The organism is Pseudomonas sp. Tn43, from assembly GCF_014192635.1.
Taxonomy (GTDB): Bacteria; Pseudomonadota; Gammaproteobacteria; order Pseudomonadales; family Pseudomonadaceae; genus Aquipseudomonas.
The window spans coordinates 26,997-43,291 of record NZ_JACHYG010000008.1; the positions used below are offsets into that span (position 1 = coordinate 26,997).

Consider the following 16,295-nt stretch of genomic DNA (forward strand, 5'->3'; position numbering starts at 1 on the left):
GCCATGGAACGCGTCTATATCGGCATGGGCAGCAATCTGGCTGATCCCGCCGAACAGTTGCGTAGCGCTGTCGAAGCGCTTGCGCGATTGCCGCAAACCGAACTGGTCGGGGTTTCCGGGTTTTATCAAAGCGACTCGCTGCTGCCCGGCCAACCGCGCTATACCAACGCCGTCGCCGCGCTCGACAGCCGCCTCACGCCGCTCGACCTGCTTGATGCGCTGCAAGCCATCGAGAACGACCAGGGCCGCGAGCGCCTTGAACGCTGGGGGCCACGCACGCTGGACCTGGACATCGTGCTGTTCGGCGATCGCCTGATCGACGAACCTCGCCTGAAAATCCCCCACTATCATCTGCAGGAACGAGCCTTTGTGCTCTATCCGCTGGCCGAGCTGGCACCGGCTGATCTGCGCCTGGCCGATGGCCGTAGCCTCGCAGCATTACTCGCCGACTGTCCGTTCGTCGGGTTGGAACGCCTCTCTCAAAATTGACAAAAACCTTGTGGGAGCGGGCTTGCCCGCGATAGCGACTTTACATTCAACATCAATGTTGACTGACAGTCCGCCATCGCGGGCAAGCCCGCTCCCACAATGGTTTCTGTCGTATCAAAGATGTGCAGCAGCAAAAATCTGCTGAATCGCATCAGTTACGCCGGTAACACCCCATGCGTAACAATGCGGTAACACACGCAATTGACTTCCCGGGTTCTCCTCACGACTATAGGCGTCCCGCTGCCGCCAACGCGGCGCCAAAGGGCGCAATCCAGGCCTTACAAGCACCACGAAAGAAGGTGCGCCTGTATAAATGACGAATCACGCGCGTTACTCGCAGTAGTTTCCATAGCGCCTGTAATGAGGATTTTTTCATGCCAGCCATCACCCTGACCACGCTCCAGAGCCTCAAGCAGAAAGGTGAAAAGATCACCATGCTGACCTGCTATGACGCGACCTTCGCCCATGCCTGTAATGAGGCCGGGGTTGAAGTGCTGCTGGTGGGCGACTCCCTCGGCATGGTTTTGCAGGGTCACGACAGTACCCTGCCGGTGACCACTGCCGAAATGGCCTACCACGTGGCAGCCGTCAAACGTGGCAACACCGATGCCTTGATCCTCGCTGATCTGCCGTTCATGGCCTACGCCACTATCGAACAAACCATGACCAACAGCGCCCTGTTGATGCAGGCCGGTGCGCATATGGTCAAGGTTGAAGGCGCATTGTGGCTCGCGGATTCGATCCGTCTGCTGGCCGAACGTGGCATCCCGGTGTGTGCGCACATGGGGCTGACGCCGCAATCGGTCAACATTCTCGGCGGCTATAAAGTCCAGGGCCGCAACGAAAATCAGGCGCGGCAGATGCGTGCCGACGCGATTTCCCTGGAACAGGCTGGCGCGGCCATGCTGCTGCTCGAATGTGTGCCCAGCGAACTGGCCGAAGAAATTTCCCAGGCGGTGAAGATCCCGGTAATCGGTATCGGCGCCGGCAGTGGCACCGACGGCCAGGTGCTGGTCTTGCACGACATGCTGGGCTTGTCCATTACCGGCCGCGTGCCGAAATTCGTGAAGAATTTCATGACCGGCCAAACCAGCGTCCAGGCAGCCTTGAGCGCCTACGTCACTGAAGTCAAAGCGGCGACTTTCCCTGGCATCGAACACGGATTCTCTGCATGAACACCGTAAAAACCGTACGTGAACTGCGGGCCGCCGTGGCCCGCGCCCGTAGTGAAGGCAAACGTATCGGCTTTGTGCCGACCATGGGCAACCTGCACAGCGGGCATATCGCGCTGATTACCAAAGCCACCCAGCGGGTGGATTTCGTGGTCGCAAGCATTTTCGTCAACCCGCTGCAGTTCGGCGCCGGTGAAGACCTCGACAAATACCCGCGAACCCTGGCCGCCGATCAGGAGAAACTGCTTCAGGCCGGTTGCCATTTGCTGTTCGCACCCACCGTCGAAGAAATATACCCCGATGGCATGGCCGGCCAGACCCGCGTCAGCGTCCCACAACTGTCCGAGGGCCTGTGCGGCGCCAGCCGTCCGGGGCATTTCGAAGGCGTGGCGACCGTCGTCAGCAAGCTGTTCAATATGGTCCAGCCGGACCTGGCGATCTTCGGCCAGAAAGACTTCCAGCAACTGGCGGTGATTCGCGCCCTGGTGCATGACTTGAACATGCCGATCCAGATTATCGGCGAGCCTACCGTCCGGGCCGCCGACGGTCTGGCGCTGTCGTCGCGCAATGGTTTCCTCAGCGAAGAACAGCGGGCCATCGCGCCGGTGGTCTATCGCACCCTGACCCATATTGCCGATGCAATCAAACAGGGCGAGCGCGATTACCCGACACTGATCAACGAGCAGATCAAGCAGCTCGAAGCCGCCGGTCTGCGAGTGGACTATCTGGAAATTCGCCATGCGCTGACCTTGCGACCGGCGACGGCGCAAGATCGGGACCTGGTGATTCTGGTGGCAGCGTTCCTGGGCACGACGCGGTTGATCGACAACCTGCATCTGAACCTCGACGCCCTCCTCTAGACACCGCAAAAAATGTGGGGCAGGCCTGTGGCGAGGGGGCTTGCCCCCGTTGGGCAGCGAAGCAGCCCCAAAATCTCTGTTGTACCCACGACCTTGTGAGTGCCATGCACTCACGGGGGCAAGCCCCCTCGCCACAGGCCCGCTCCCACATGGGTCCTGGGTCAATTTCCACATCGTATTGCCGCCCTTCATGCCTTCGGGCAAACTGCCCGCCGTTCGATTCCGACCTGGGGAAACACTCATGCACGCCATCATGCTCAAGGCCAAGCTGCATCGCGCCGAAGTTACCCACGCTGTACTCGATTACGAAGGCTCTTGCGCCATCGACGGTGAATGGCTGGACCTGTCCGGCATCCGTGAGTACGAACAGATCCAGATCTATAACATCGACAACGGCGAACGCTTCACCACTTATGCGATTCGTGGCGAAGAAGGTTCGCGCATGATTTCGGTCAACGGAGCCGCGGCGCACAAGGCCAAGGTCGGCGACCGCGTGATCATCTGCGCTTACGCCCATTACAGCGAAGCCGAGCTGCTCAACTTCAAGCCGCGCATGCTCTACATGGCGCCGGGTAACGAGTTGAGCCACACCAGTAATGCCATTCCGGTTCAGGTCGCCTGATCGAACCGTTCCTCTGTCTGTCTTCCGTTTGTCGGACCGCTCCCTGTTTAAATGTTAAAAAAGTACCGGGAGCAGGTCAGACAAAGTCAAGACAGATTGTGGCGCGAGGTTTACTGTGTTCGCCCTGCGCCATGAAATCGTGTCGACGCAGTTGACCGGACGCCCGCCCACGGCGCTCCGGTATTTATCGTGTTCAAAAGGCCGTTCAAGTAAAAAGGAAAACCGCAGCGATGGCGTATTACCGCACCCCTCACGACGTTACCGCTCTGCCCGCCTGGCAAGCGCTGAATGACCACCGCCAAGCCATGCAGGATTTCAGCATGCGCGAAGCCTTTAATGCCGATCCGCAGCGTTTTACTCAATTCACCCTCAGCAGCTGCGGCCTGTTTCTCGACTACTCGAAAAACCTGATCAACGCCGAGACCCGCAACCTGCTGGTGGGCCTGGCCAACGAAGTCGATCTGCAGGGCGCGATCAAAGCGCTGTTCGCAGGCGAGATCGTCAACGCTTCCGAAGGACGTCCAGCCCTGCACACCGCACTGCGCCGCCCGGTGGGCGACAAGCTGTCGGTCAACGGCGTCAACGTGATGCCCGACGTGCATAAAGTGCTGAACCAGATCACCGACCTCGTGGGCCGCATCCACGATGGTTTGTGGCGCGGTTACACCGAGAAGCCGATCACCGACGTGGTCAACATCGGCATCGGTGGCTCGTTCCTTGGCCCTGAACTGGTGTCCGAAGCGCTGTTGTCCTACGCCCAGAAAGGCGTGCGCTGCCATTACCTGGCGAACATCGACGGCAGTGAATTCCACGAACTGACCATGAAGCTGCGCGCCGAGACCACGCTGTTCATCGTCTCGTCGAAATCCTTCAATACCCTCGAAACCCTGAAAAACGCCCAGGCAGCACGCGCCTGGTATCTGGCTCAGGGCGGTTCGGAAGCCGAGCTGTATCGTCACTTCATCGCCGTTTCCAGCAACAACGCAGCGGCGGTAGCGTTTGGTATTCGCGAAGAAAACATCTTCCCGATGTGGGATTGGGTTGGCGGGCGTTACTCGCTGTGGTCGGCTATCGGTTTGCCGATCGCATTGGCCATCGGCATGTCGAATTTCAAGGAACTGCTGTCCGGTGCCTACACCATGGACCAGCACTTCCAGAGCGCGCCATTCGAACAGAACATGCCGGTACTGCTGGCGTTGCTCGGCGTCTGGTACGGCAACTTCTGGGGCGCGCAAAGCCACGCGATCCTGCCGTACGACCACTACCTGCGCAACATCACCAAACACTTGCAACAGCTGGACATGGAATCCAACGGCAAGAGCGTACGCCAGGACGGCACGCCAGTGTCCACCGATACCGGCCCGGTGATCTGGGGCGGCGTCGGCTGCAACGGCCAGCACGCTTATCACCAGTTGCTGCACCAAGGCACCCAACTGATTCCGGCCGACTTTATCGTGCCGATCGTCAGCTTCAACCCGGTGTCCGACCACCACCAGTGGCTGTACGCCAACTGCCTGTCGCAAAGCCAGGCACTGATGCTCGGCAAGACCCGCGCCGAGGCTGAAGCCGAGTTGCGTGACAAGGGCATGAGCGAAGATGAAGTGCAGAAACTGGCCGCGCACAAGGTGATCCCGGGCAACCGTCCGAGCAACACCCTGGTGGTCGAACGCATCAGCCCGCGTCGCCTTGGCGCACTGGTGGCGCTGTACGAACACAAAGTCTTCGTGCAAAGCGTGGTCTGGGGCATCAACGCCTTCGACCAATGGGGCGTGGAACTGGGCAAGGAACTGGGCAAAGGCGTCTACAACCGCCTGGTCGGCAGCGAAGAAACCCCGGCCGACGATGCTTCCACCCAAGGCTTGATCAACTACTTCCGCGGTCGTCACCGCGGGTGATTTGACGCCACACGACTACCCCTGTGGGAGCGAGCCTGCTCGCGATTTCGGTCTGACATTCAACATCAACATTGAATGTCATGTCCCATCGCGAGCAGGCTCGCTCCCACATTGGTTTATGGCGATCACAAATTTTACGGCCGGCACCTTCCACACCGATCGGCATCTGACTTGAACCCTTCCCCCACTCGGCGCATCTTTATTCTTGTCGCAACAAGAATAAGGAACCGTCATGTTCGATATCAGCACGTTTCCCCAAGCCGATGCCGTCCGCCGGGCTGCACAGTTAAGTCAAGACGACTACCATCGCCTGTACCGCCAATCCATCGAGCATCCCAGCACCTTCTGGGCCGAACAGGCCACACGCTTTCTCGACTGGAGCGCGCCGTGGCAAACCGTCCAGCGTTATGACCTGAAAACCGGTGAGGCAAGCTGGTTCGCTGGCGCAAGGTTAAACGTCAGTTACAACTGCATCGATCGTCACCTGGAAAAACGCGGCGATCAAATCGCGATCATCTGGGAAGGCGATGACCCCGCCGAATCCGCCCAGATCACCTACAAAAGACTCCATCACAACGTCTGTCGACTGGCCAACGTGCTCAAAAGCCGTGGCGTGAAGAAAGGCGACCGCGTGTGCATCTACATGCCGATGATTCCCGAAGCTGCCTACGCCATGCTCGCCTGTGCGCGGATCGGCGCGATTCATTCGGTGGTGTTCGGCGGCTTCTCCCCGGATTCGTTGCGTGACCGGATTCTCGACGCCGATTGCCGCACCGTGATCACGGCTGACGAAGGCGTACGCGGTAGCAAATTTGTGCCGCTTAAACAGAATGTCGACACGGCGCTGCAAAGCTGCCCCGACGTGAACACCGTGATCGTGGTCGAGCGCACCCAAGGCCAGGTCAACTGGGTCGATGATCGAGATATCTGGTATCACCAGGCGGTGCGCGATGTTGGCGACGACTGCCCGCCAGAGCCGATGGACGCCGAAGACCCGCTGTTTATCCTCTACACCTCTGGCAGCACCGGCAAACCCAAAGGCGTGCTGCACACCACCGGCGGCTATTTGCTGCAAGCCGCCATGACCTTCAAGTACGTGTTCGACTATCGCGACGGTGAGGTTTTCTGGTGCACCGCCGATGTCGGCTGGGTCACCGGCCATAGCTACATCGTCTACGGGCCGCTGGCCAACGGAGCGACCACGCTGATTTTCGAAGGCGTACCGAGCTACCCCAGCACTTCACGCTTTTGGCAGGTGATCGATAAACACCACGTGAATATCTTCTACACCGCTCCAACCGCGTTGCGCGCATTGATGCGTGAAGGCCCCGAACCGTTGAAGGAAACGTCCCGCGAGAGCCTGCGATTGCTCGGCACCGTCGGTGAACCGATCAATCCGGAAGCCTGGGAGTGGTATTTCAACACGGTCGGCGAGCAGCGCTGCCCGATTGTCGATACCTGGTGGCAAACCGAAACCGGCGGCATCATGCTCAGCCCGCTGGTCAGCACCCAACGGGTCAAACCCGGTTGCGCCATGCAACCGATGTTCGGTGTACAACCGGTATTGCTCGATGAACACGGCAAGGAAATCAAAGGCGCCGGCAGCGGCATACTGGCCATTAAATCCAGCTGGCCGGCGCAGATCCGCAGCGTCTACGGCGACCCGAAACGGATGATCGAAACCTACTTCAAGCCCTACCCCGGCTATTACTTCACCGGCGATGGCGCCCGCCGCGACGAGGACGGCGACTACTGGATCACCGGCCGCATCGACGACGTGATCAACGTCTCCGGACACCGCATCGGCACGGCCGAAGTGGAAAGCGCGCTGGTGCTGCACGACAGCATCGCCGAGGCCGCCGTGGTCGGTTATCCCCACGACGTCAAAGGCCAAGGCATCTATGCCTTTGTCACGCCCATGAATGGCACCGAACCCAACGACGAACTGAAGAAACAGTTGCTGGCGCATGTCAGCAAGGAAATCGGCAACTTCGCCAAACCGGACTTGATCCAGTGGGCTCCGGCACTGCCCAAAACCCGTTCGGGAAAGATCATGCGACGAATTCTGCGCAAGATCGCCTGCAACGAACTGGACAGCCTGGGCGACACCTCGACCCTCGCCGACCCGAGCGTGGTGCAAGGGCTGATCGATCAACGGCTGAACCAATGAACCTGTCCCTGTAGGAGCGAGGCTTGCCCGCGAAAGCGGTGTGTCAGGCGACATTAATGTTGACTGTGCCGCCGTCTTCGCGGGCAAGCCTCGCTCCTACAGTTACAGTTACAGGTACAGTTACAGGGACAGGTACAGGTACAGGTTCTTCATCGTCCAAGCTGTTAAACTTCCGCGCCCCCAATTTCCTCCTGCAAGGCGCTCAGCATGTCTTCCTTGAATCAGGCGCTGCGCGCCGCCCTCGATCATCGTCAGGACCTGCTTGCCGAGTTGCATCAGCAAGGCACCGATTGCTATCGCCTGTTCCACGGCAGCCAGGAAGGCGCCGGCGGCCTGACCATCGACCGCTACGGTCCGCAATTATTAGTACAGAGTTTTCACCAGACGCTGGAGCGTGACGCCCTGCTGCAACTGCACGAAACCGTCAATCAACAGCTGGGTTTCGACACGCTGCTGGTCTACAACGACCGTTCCCGTGGCAACTCGCGCATCGACCGCGAAGACCCCATCTACCGCGCCGACGAAGCGGCCCTGCAAGATCTGGTCGGCCACGAATGGGGCCTGAACTACCGGGTTCGCGGGCGCCACGCCGGCCAAGACCCGTTGCTGTTTCTCGACCTGCGCAATGCTCGCGGCTGGGTCAAGGCGCACAGCCAAAACAAAAGTGTGCTGAACCTGTTTGCCTACACCTGTGGCGTCGGCCTCAGCGCCGCGGCGGGTGGTGCGAGCGAAGTGTGTAACCTGGACTTTGCCGAAGGCAATCTGGCGGTCGGTCGTGAGAACGGCTTGCTTAACCCGCAATTGCCGACAATGGAGTTCATTCAGTCCGATTACTTTCCAGCCATTCGCCAATTGGCCGGTCTGCCGATCAGCCAGCGCCGCGGGCAGAAACTGCCGGGTTATCAACGCCTGGAGCCGCGTCAGTACGATCTGGTATTGCTCGATCCACCGGCCTGGGCCAAGAGTGCTTTCGGTACGGTCGACCTGTTGCGTGATTATCAAAGCCTGCTCAAACCGGCGCTGCTGACCACCGCCAAGGATGGGGTGCTGATCTGCTGCAACAACCTGGCGAAGGTCAGCATGGACGATTGGCGCGAACAGGTTCTGCGCTGCGCCGAGAAGGCCGGGCGCCCGGTGCGGGAGTGGAGCGTGCTGACGCCAGGCAGCGATTTCCCGTCGAAGGATCAACAGCCGCCATTGAAAACCCTGATTCTGCAGCTCTGAAAATCCGCGCCGATAATCAGATAAATCCTATAAAGCGTGGTTGCTTCGGAACCGCAAACGCATGCCATACTCCAAGGCACTCCGATTCCGACAGATGAAGCCGCACATGCCCAAAGGATTGATTCGCGCTATCGGCGCCTTGTTGACTGCCCTGGCTCTTTACAGCCTGCTGGGGTTTCTGATTTTGCCGGGCATCGCGTTGCGAATCGCCAACCAGCAATTGGCCAACTACGCCACGACACCGGCGACGATTCAGCGGATCGAACTCAACCCGTTCAGCCTTGAAGTCACCCTTTGGGGCCTGGTCATTGGCGAGCCGGGCAAGGAGCAAATAGGCTTCGAACGGCTCTACGCCAACCTGCAGATCGACAGCCTCTGGACCAAAGCGCTGCATCTGTCCGATATCGAACTGGATAAACCCAAGACCGAAATCCTCTTCGACAAGGACGGCAAACTCAACCTGCTCGGTCTGTTCAAAATCCCCGCCAGCGAACCGACCCCGGCCGATCCGGACGCCCAACCATTCCCGCTGCGCGTGGAGCGGATCAAACTGGCCGGCGGCTCCTTGCATTTCGAGGATGCACGGCCCAGCGAACCCATCGAGTTCCTCTACGACAAACTCGATTTCGAATTGAAAAACCTCAGCACCCTGCCCGAAGACAGCGCCGACATGACATTGGTCGCCGTCGGCCCGGCAGGTGGACAGATCGACTGGACCGGTAATTTCAGCCTGATCCCGATCGCCTCCGAAGGTAAGCTGAAAATCACTGACGGGAAGATGAAATCCTTCTGGCCCTATGTGCGTGATGCCGTGCCACTCGCACTTGAAGAGGGCGTCGTCAGCCTCAGCACCGATTACAAACTCAACCTTGCCAAAGAAACCGAACTGCTGCTGAGCAACGTTGCCGTCAGTGTCGCGCCTTTCTCCATCAAGACCCCGGACGGTCGACCACTGGCCAAGCTCGAGCGGCTGGACATCAGTGAAACCACTGTGGACCTGGCCAAACAGCAAGTAGTGGTCGGCAAGATTCGCAGCAAAAAACTGGAAACCTGGGCCGCCCTCGAAGCCGACGGGCAACTCGACTGGCAAAAGCTGTTCGCCAGCCAGCCGTCCAAAGCGGCAGCCAAGGCCAATGCCGAACCGAGCAGCGCTCCAGCGGCTGCCGATTCACCGAAACCTGAACCGACCGCGCCGGGCAAACCTTGGCAGGTGCTGCTCAAAGACGTGCAGCTACGTGACTACCAGGTGCATCTGGCCGACCGCAAGGCACAACCGGCGGTAGCCCTGGAGCTGGGGCCGCTGAACCTGGACCTGCAAAATTTCGACAGCCTCAACGGTTCTCCTTTCAACCTCAAGCTCGACACCGGCGTGGGCAAGCAAGGCAAGATCAGCGCAGATGGCATGGTCAATCTGGCCCCGATCAGCGCCAAACTGAACGTGCAGACCAAAGACATCGACCTGCGTGTCGCCCAGTCCTACATCAACCCGTTCATTCGTCTTGAACTGCGCAGCGGCATGCTGGGCAGTGATCTGGCGGTCGATCTGAAAAGCACCGAACCGCTGGCCTTCAACATCACAGGCAAAGCCCAGGTCGATCAGCTGCATACCCTCGACACCCTGAAAACCCGCGACTTCCTCAAGTGGCAACAGTTGGTGCTCGAAGGCCTGAACTATCAGCATGGCGACAGCCTGTCGATCGACAAGGTCAGCCTGTTCCAGCCCTATGCGCGCTTCATGATCAACGATGATCGCACCACCAACGTTGATGATCTGCTGATCCCGCAACCCGCCGATACCGCCCCCCCGGCAACCTCGGCCAAACCGGCAGCCGGAAAAGAAAAACCGCTGGGCATCCACATTGGCGGCGTTGCCATCAATGACGGTTCGGCAAACTTCGCCGACTTCAGCCTGACCCCGAACTTCGCCACCGCCGTTCAACAGCTCAACGGGAAGATCGGCACCATCGACAGCCGTCAGGCCAAACCGGCCAGCGTCGACATCGAAGGCAAGGTCGACCGCTATGCACCGGTGACCATCAAGGGTTCGGTCAACCCGTTCGACCCGATGGCCAGCCTGGACATCGCCACCAGTTTCAAACGGGTGGAACTGACCACGCTGACGCCCTACTCCGGCAAGTTCGCCGGTTACCGTATCCGCAAGGGCCGGCTCAACCTCGACCTGCATTACAAGATCACCAATGGCCAGCTCCTGGCCGAAAACAAAGTGGTGGTCGAGCAGCTGCAACTGGGTGAAAAGGTCGACAGCCCGGACGCCGTTAGCCTGCCACTGAAACTGGCGATTGCCTTGCTCAAGGATGTCGACGGCAAGATCTCCATCGAACTGCCGGTGAGCGGCGACCTGAACAACCCACAGTTCAGTGTCATGCCTATCGTCTGGCAGACCCTGCGCAACCTGATCGTGAAAGCCGCCGCAGCGCCGTTCAAAATGATTGGCGGCCTGGTCAGCGGCGGTGGCTCGGAAGATTTGGGCAGCGTGGCATTCGCACCGGGTTCGAGTGACCTGAGCAAAGACGCCGAAGCCGCGCTGGTCAAACTGTCCCAAGCACTCAAGGAACGTCCGGCCCTGCGCCTGGAAATCGAAGGCACCGCCGCCAAGAGCAGCGATGGCCCGCTGATTGCCGAGCAACGCCTGGAGCGGGAATACCAGTACAACTACTACAAAATGCTCCAGCGCCGCGGTGACAAAGTACCGGCCCAGGCCTCGTTGCTGGACGTACCGGACAACGAGAAAGGCCCGCTGCTGGAAGGGATTTACCGCACGCGCCTCAAGACCCAGCCGCCAGCCGAATGGAAGGATCTGGGCAAGGAAGAACGTAGCAACAAAATGCGTGAAAACGTGATCGCGTTCTGGAGTTCCAGCGAGGTGCTATTGCGTCAACTGGGGCAAGAACGGGCCAGCAGCATCAAGGATTATCTGGTGGAAAAGGGTCAGTTGGCCGATGACCGTGTGTACTTCATCGACGCCAGCCTTGGCGAGGCACAGAGCGATGGCCGGGTTATCACGTCCATGCATCTGGATGCCGAATGATGAGCGCGCGCTGGCTTCTGAGCCTGGCCTTGGCGCTGGCTGCCGGCCAGGCAGTGGCGGCTGACACCTTGCGCTGCGGTAGCCAATTGATCAGCGTCGGAGACAGGACCAGCGAGGTGCTGCAAAAATGCGGAGAGCCCATTGCCCGCGACTTGCTGGGCTACAAGCGCAGCGCCAATCGGCGGGAAGAGTTTCAGGTCGAGGAATGGACCTACGGGCCCAATAGCGGGATGTACCAGTACCTGCGCTTTGAAGGCAACCGGTTGGTTCGAATCACCAGCAAGCGTGGGAATTAAACAATCGAGCTTGCCCCACTTCCCTAATGTAGGAGCCAGGCTTGCCGGCGAACCAGCCACCTCGGTCCATCAGGGATACCGCGTAATCGTTCTTCGCGGGCAAGCCTCGCTCCTACAAGTGATGCGTTGCTGCAAATAGGACAGGTCCCGACACGAATGCCGGGGCCTGTAATGGCCACATCCTTGTGGCCTTGCGCATGAACCGTCAAGTGGCGGCAGACGTATGACTCGGCCCGTCCACCGCACCTTCTCCCGGTCCAGGCGAGAAGCCTTGCCTTACTCGGATTTCAGGCCATCAGCGGAAACCGCTTTGACACCTTTGATTTTCTTGGCAATAGCCACGGCGGTTGTTTTCTGAGCATCAGTCAGAACAGTCATGGAAGACAGGGAAACAACGCCTTTGTTAGTTTCGACCTTGATGTCAGTGCCAGGAATGCCTTTTTCGGTCAGCAGATCGGCTTTGACTTTGGTCGTGATCCAGGTATCGGAAACATCCTCTTTCGCTTCAGTGACTTCACCGGCGGCCAGCATCAAGGGTGCCTGAGTCGCTTGGGTGGTCTGTGCAAATGCGGCGTTGGCCATGGTCAGGGTCAACGCGGTAGCAGTAGCGGCAGCGATAGCGAACTTCTTCATACAAGTAACTCCTGTATTTCTGGAAAGTCTGCTGCGTGTCTTGTCAGCAGGGTTACTGGAGAGAGTGCGAACGCTGTGCCAACTGTTCAATAAAAAATAAATGCTTATAAATCAATTAGTTAGTAACAACGGTAATTTTCGGAATCATGCAAATTGCATGACTGCGAAATTATCTACATGCAACATGCGGGTTTTAACGCAGGCTTAAGGCCATGAATTGTTGGGGGTTTCTCGATTATCTGAATCGCCCCAAAAACAGCGAACAAAAAAATGCCCCGCGTTGTTAAACGCGAGGCATTGACAAGATGAATGGATCAGCTGGCGGGAGTGGGAGGGCAACCTTTAGGAGCATATTCTGCATCGACTGTTGTGGCGCACGTCCAGCCACCGGCAAGTGTGCGTGAAAGCGTGACAGTTTTGCCGAGCACCGGCCCCGGTGCGTTGAGAATCGTGCAGCCAATAGTGCCCGCACCGGAAGAGGCGGTACCCGTTGCCGAAATCGTGCAATTACCCGTGGCGCTCGCCGCGCCGATCCCGGCGGGGGTGGCAATATCGGTGCCTTGATTGATGATGTCTTCAAAAGGCACCTTCAGTGCCGAGATTTCTGCAACCGCAGCGGTGACCTTCGCCCGCGCCTGGTACTTCGAATACTGCGGCAACGCAAACGTCGCCAGAATCCCGATGATCGCCACCACGATCAACAGTTCGATCAGGGTAAAACCATTTTGATTTTTCATAGACAGGCTCCATGCATGAGTCGGAATCTCATGATCTGAACAAGGTACAGCACAGGTCATGCCAAGCCGCGCGTGGCCCTGCCTGCTGGGCGAAAGATTGCGGTAAAGACCTTTCCTGGTCCACGGATCCGCACTATCTGACACTTTTTGTCACCACCCCCCAGCTGGTTTGGCTCCATTGCTTGACTAGGCTATAAGTCATTCACTGTCTGCGTCCGGAACCCCAATGAATGACATCGCCCTTAGCGGTCTGGCCAAGCAATTGGTATTGGCCGAGCTGATCACTGACCAAAGTGCGCAACAGGCGTATCAGCAAGCCCAACGCAATCGAATTTCGCTGGTCAGTTATCTGGTGCAAAACAAACTGCTGAAAAGCTGGCAGGTCGCCGAGGTGGCCTCCGAGCATTTCGGCATGGCCCTGCTGGACCTCAACTGCCTGGACAAGGACACCCAACCCCGAGGCCTGGTCAGTGAGAAGCTGATCCGTCAGCACCATGCCCTGCCCCTCTGGCGGCGTGGTAACAAGCTGTTCGTGGGAATCTCCGACCCGAGCAATCACCAGGCCATCAACGACATTCAGTTCAGCACCGGGCTGAGCACCGAAGCCATCCTGGTGGAAGAAGACAAGCTCAGCGACGCCATCGAAAAATTCTTCGACAACCACTCCACCGGCTTGGAAGACATGGCCGATGTCGACCTCGACGGGCTGGACATCGAATCGGTCGATGAGCAGAAACAAGACGTCCTTGTGGGGCAAGACGCCGATGACGCGCCGGTGGTGCGCTTCGTTCACAAGATGCTGCTCGACGCGATCAAGAGCGGTTCTTCCGATTTGCATTTCGAACCCTATGAAAAAATCTACCGCGTGCGGATGCGCACCGACGGCATGCTGCGGGAGGTCGCCAGGCCGCCGACACAACTGGCCAACCGCATTGCTTCGCGGTTGAAGGTCATGGCCAGTCTCGACATCTCCGAGCGGCGCAAACCCCAGGACGGGCGAATCAAGATGCGCCTGTCCAAAAGCAAGTCCATCGACTTTCGGGTCAACACCCTGCCGACCCTGTGGGGCGAGAAGGTAGTGATCCGGATCCTCGACCCGTCCAGTGCCCAAATGGGCATCGATGCCCTCGGTTACGAACCCGACCAGAAAGACCTGTATATCGCCGCGCTCAAGCAGCCACAGGGAATGATTCTGGTGACCGGCCCCACCGGCTCGGGCAAGACCGTATCGCTGTATACCGGGCTGAACATCCTCAACACCGTCGACATCAATATTTCCACTGCCGAAGACCCGGTTGAAATCAACATCGAAGGCATCAACCAGGTCAACGTCAATCCCAGACAAGGACTGGATTTCGCCCAGGCGCTGCGCTCGTTTCTGCGTCAGGACCCGGACGTGATCATGGTCGGTGAAATCCGTGATCTCGAAACCGCCGAAATCGCCATCAAGGCTGCCCAGACCGGGCACATGGTGCTTTCGACCCTGCACACCAACAGCGCCGCGCAAACCCTGACCCGCTTGCACAACATGGGGATTCAGGGGTTCAACATCGCGACGTCGGTCAGCCTGATCATCGCCCAGCGGCTGGCGCGCAAACTGTGCAGTCATTGCAAAAAGCCCATCGAGATTCCCCGTGAGGCATTGCTCAAGGAAGGCTTTCCCGAGGAACGCATCGGCTCGTTCACGATCTATGAACCGGTCGGTTGCGATCAGTGCAACAACGGCTACAAAGGGCGAGTAGGGATTTATGAAGTGGTAAAGAACACCCCTGACCTGCAACGGCTGATCATGGCCGAAGGCAATTCACTGGAAATCGACACCCAGATGCGTAAGGACGGATTCAACGACCTGCGTACTTCGGGCCTGCTCAAGGCCATGCAAGGCATCACCAGCCTTGAAGAAATCAACCGGGTCACGAAGGACTGAACATGGCGGTCAAAGCAGCGAAAATCAGCGTATATGCCTGGGAAGGCACCGACAAAAAAGGCGCAAGAATGACCGGCGAATTGACCGGCCAGAATCCCGCGCTGATCAAGGCTCAGTTACGCAAGCAAGGGATCAACCCGGGCAAGGTGCGGAAAAAAACCGCGTCCATTTTCAACGCCGGCAAACGCATCAAGGCTCTGGACATTGCCCTGTTTACCCGGCAGATGGCGACCATGATGAAAGCCGGCGTACCGTTGCTGCAATCGTTCGACATTATCAGCGAAGGCTTCGATAACCCGAACATGCGCAAGCTGGTGGACGAGGTGAAACAGGAAGTCGCGGCCGGCAACAGCTTCGCCGCGGCCCTGCGCAAAAAGCCCCAGTACTTCGATGAACTGTATTGCAACCTGGTGGATGCCGGCGAACAGGCCGGCGCTCTGGATACCCTGCTGGAACGGGTTGCGACCTACAAGGAAAAGAGCGAAAGCCTCAAGGCCAAGATCAAGAAAGCCATGACCTATCCGCTGGCGGTGGTGTTCGTCGCGATCATTGTGACCGGGATTCTGCTGGTCAAGGTTGTGCCGCAGTTCGAGTCGGTGTTCTCGGGGTTTGGCGCCGAACTGCCAGCGTTCACCGTGATGGTCATCGGCTTGTCGGAGTTCCTGCAGGCCTGGTGGTGGATGGTGCTGGGTATGTTGGGTGCGCTGATTTTCGGCATCCGCCATGCTTTCAAAAAGTCCCCGGGCTTTCGGGACCGAATGGACACCTGGCTGCTGAAACTGCCGTTGGTTGGCGCGCTCATGTACAAGTCCGCCGTGGCCCGTTACGCCCGCACCTTGTCGACGACGTTCGCCGCCGGCGTGCCACTGGTCGAGGCTCTGGATTCAGTGGCGGGCGCAACCGGCAACATTGTGTTCAAGCGAGCGGTGTTACGCATCCGACAGGACGTTTCAACCGGCATGCAGCTGAATTTTGCCATGCGCACCTCCGGCATCTTTCCGACCATGGCGATCCAGATGACGGCCATCGGCGAAGAGTCTGGCGCACTGGACGACATGCTCGACAAGGTCGCAAGCTTCTACGAGGACGAGGTGGATAACATGGTCGATAACCTGACCAGCCTGATGGAGCCTTTCATCATGGTGGTGCTGGGGGTTATCGTCGGCGGCCTGGTGGTTGCGATGTACCTGCCCATTTTCCAACTCGGCTCAGCGATCTGAT

The 16,295-nt window shown here is 58.6% G+C and carries 13 protein-coding genes; 11 read left to right on the top strand and 2 right to left on the bottom strand.

Translation table 11 applies throughout. From position 1 onward, the window contains the following. The first annotated feature begins 3 nt into the window (after positions 1-3). The 9 genes from folK (at position 4) to FHW68_RS20325 (ending at position 11,777) form a co-directional block, all read left to right on the top strand. Positions 4-489 (top strand): 2-amino-4-hydroxy-6-hydroxymethyldihydropteridine diphosphokinase, encoded by a 486-nt coding sequence (gene folK, locus FHW68_RS20285; RefSeq protein ID WP_095630633.1) that lies wholly within the window; start codon positions 4-6, stop codon positions 487-489. A gap of 374 nt (positions 490-863) precedes the next feature. Beyond that, positions 864-1,664 carry a 3-methyl-2-oxobutanoate hydroxymethyltransferase gene (gene panB / locus FHW68_RS20290; RefSeq protein WP_095630632.1) on the top strand — a complete coding sequence of 267 codons (801 nt, stop codon included), beginning with the start codon at positions 864-866 and terminating at the stop codon, positions 1,662-1,664. Then, positions 1,661-2,521, top strand: coding sequence for a pantoate--beta-alanine ligase (panC, locus tag FHW68_RS20295; protein ID WP_183682661.1), 861 nt, complete (start codon positions 1,661-1,663; stop codon positions 2,519-2,521). Before panB ends, panC begins: the two co-directional genes overlap by 4 nt. Before the next feature lie 241 nt (positions 2,522-2,762). Then, positions 2,763-3,143, top strand: coding sequence for an aspartate 1-decarboxylase (gene panD, locus FHW68_RS20300; RefSeq protein ID WP_008153310.1), 381 nt, complete (start codon positions 2,763-2,765; stop codon positions 3,141-3,143). 230 nt (positions 3,144-3,373) lie between these two features. Continuing rightward, positions 3,374-5,038 (top strand): glucose-6-phosphate isomerase, encoded by a 1,665-nt coding sequence (gene pgi / locus FHW68_RS20305; protein WP_095630630.1) that lies wholly within the window; start codon positions 3,374-3,376, stop codon positions 5,036-5,038. A 232-nt stretch (positions 5,039-5,270) separates the two neighbouring features. Then, on the top strand, positions 5,271-7,208 hold the full coding sequence (gene acs / locus FHW68_RS20310) for an acetate--CoA ligase (protein WP_183682664.1): 1,938 nt from the start codon (positions 5,271-5,273) through the stop codon (positions 7,206-7,208). 207 nt (positions 7,209-7,415) lie between these two features. Next, positions 7,416-8,432, top strand: a complete 1,017-nt coding sequence (locus FHW68_RS20315) for a class I SAM-dependent rRNA methyltransferase (protein ID WP_095630628.1) — start codon at positions 7,416-7,418, stop codon at positions 8,430-8,432. Between the two features lie 61 nt (positions 8,433-8,493). Beyond that, a complete protein-coding gene (locus tag FHW68_RS20320; protein ID WP_183682667.1) occupies positions 8,494-11,481 on the top strand; it encodes a DUF748 domain-containing protein in 2,988 nt (995 codons plus the stop codon). Further along, complete coding sequence (locus tag FHW68_RS20325) at positions 11,481-11,777, top strand: DUF2845 domain-containing protein (RefSeq protein WP_183682670.1); 297 nt, start codon at positions 11,481-11,483, stop codon at positions 11,775-11,777. The genes FHW68_RS20320 and FHW68_RS20325 overlap by 1 nt, the downstream gene beginning before the upstream one ends. Before the next feature lie 276 nt (positions 11,778-12,053). On the opposite strand, the gene FHW68_RS20330 is transcribed toward FHW68_RS20325, so the two are convergent. After that, a complete protein-coding gene (locus FHW68_RS20330; protein WP_183682673.1) occupies positions 12,054-12,410 on the bottom strand; it encodes a BON domain-containing protein in 357 nt (118 codons plus the stop codon). Between the two features lie 314 nt (positions 12,411-12,724). Beyond that, positions 12,725-13,147 carry a pilin gene (locus tag FHW68_RS20335; protein ID WP_183682676.1) on the bottom strand — a complete coding sequence of 141 codons (423 nt, stop codon included), beginning with the start codon at positions 13,145-13,147 and terminating at the stop codon, positions 12,725-12,727. 226 nt (positions 13,148-13,373) lie between these two features. On the opposite strand from FHW68_RS20335, the gene pilB reads away from it, so the two are divergent. Together pilB and FHW68_RS20345 are read left to right on the top strand one after the other, a co-directional pair. Beyond that, positions 13,374-15,074, top strand: a complete 1,701-nt coding sequence (gene pilB / locus FHW68_RS20340; protein WP_183682679.1) for a type IV-A pilus assembly ATPase PilB — start codon at positions 13,374-13,376, stop codon at positions 15,072-15,074. Positions 15,075-15,076: 2 nt separating this feature from the next. Continuing rightward, entirely contained in the window at positions 15,077-16,294 is a 1,218-nt protein-coding gene (locus tag FHW68_RS20345) for a type II secretion system F family protein (RefSeq protein ID WP_095630622.1), read from the top strand. Position 16,295 lies beyond the last annotated feature (1 nt).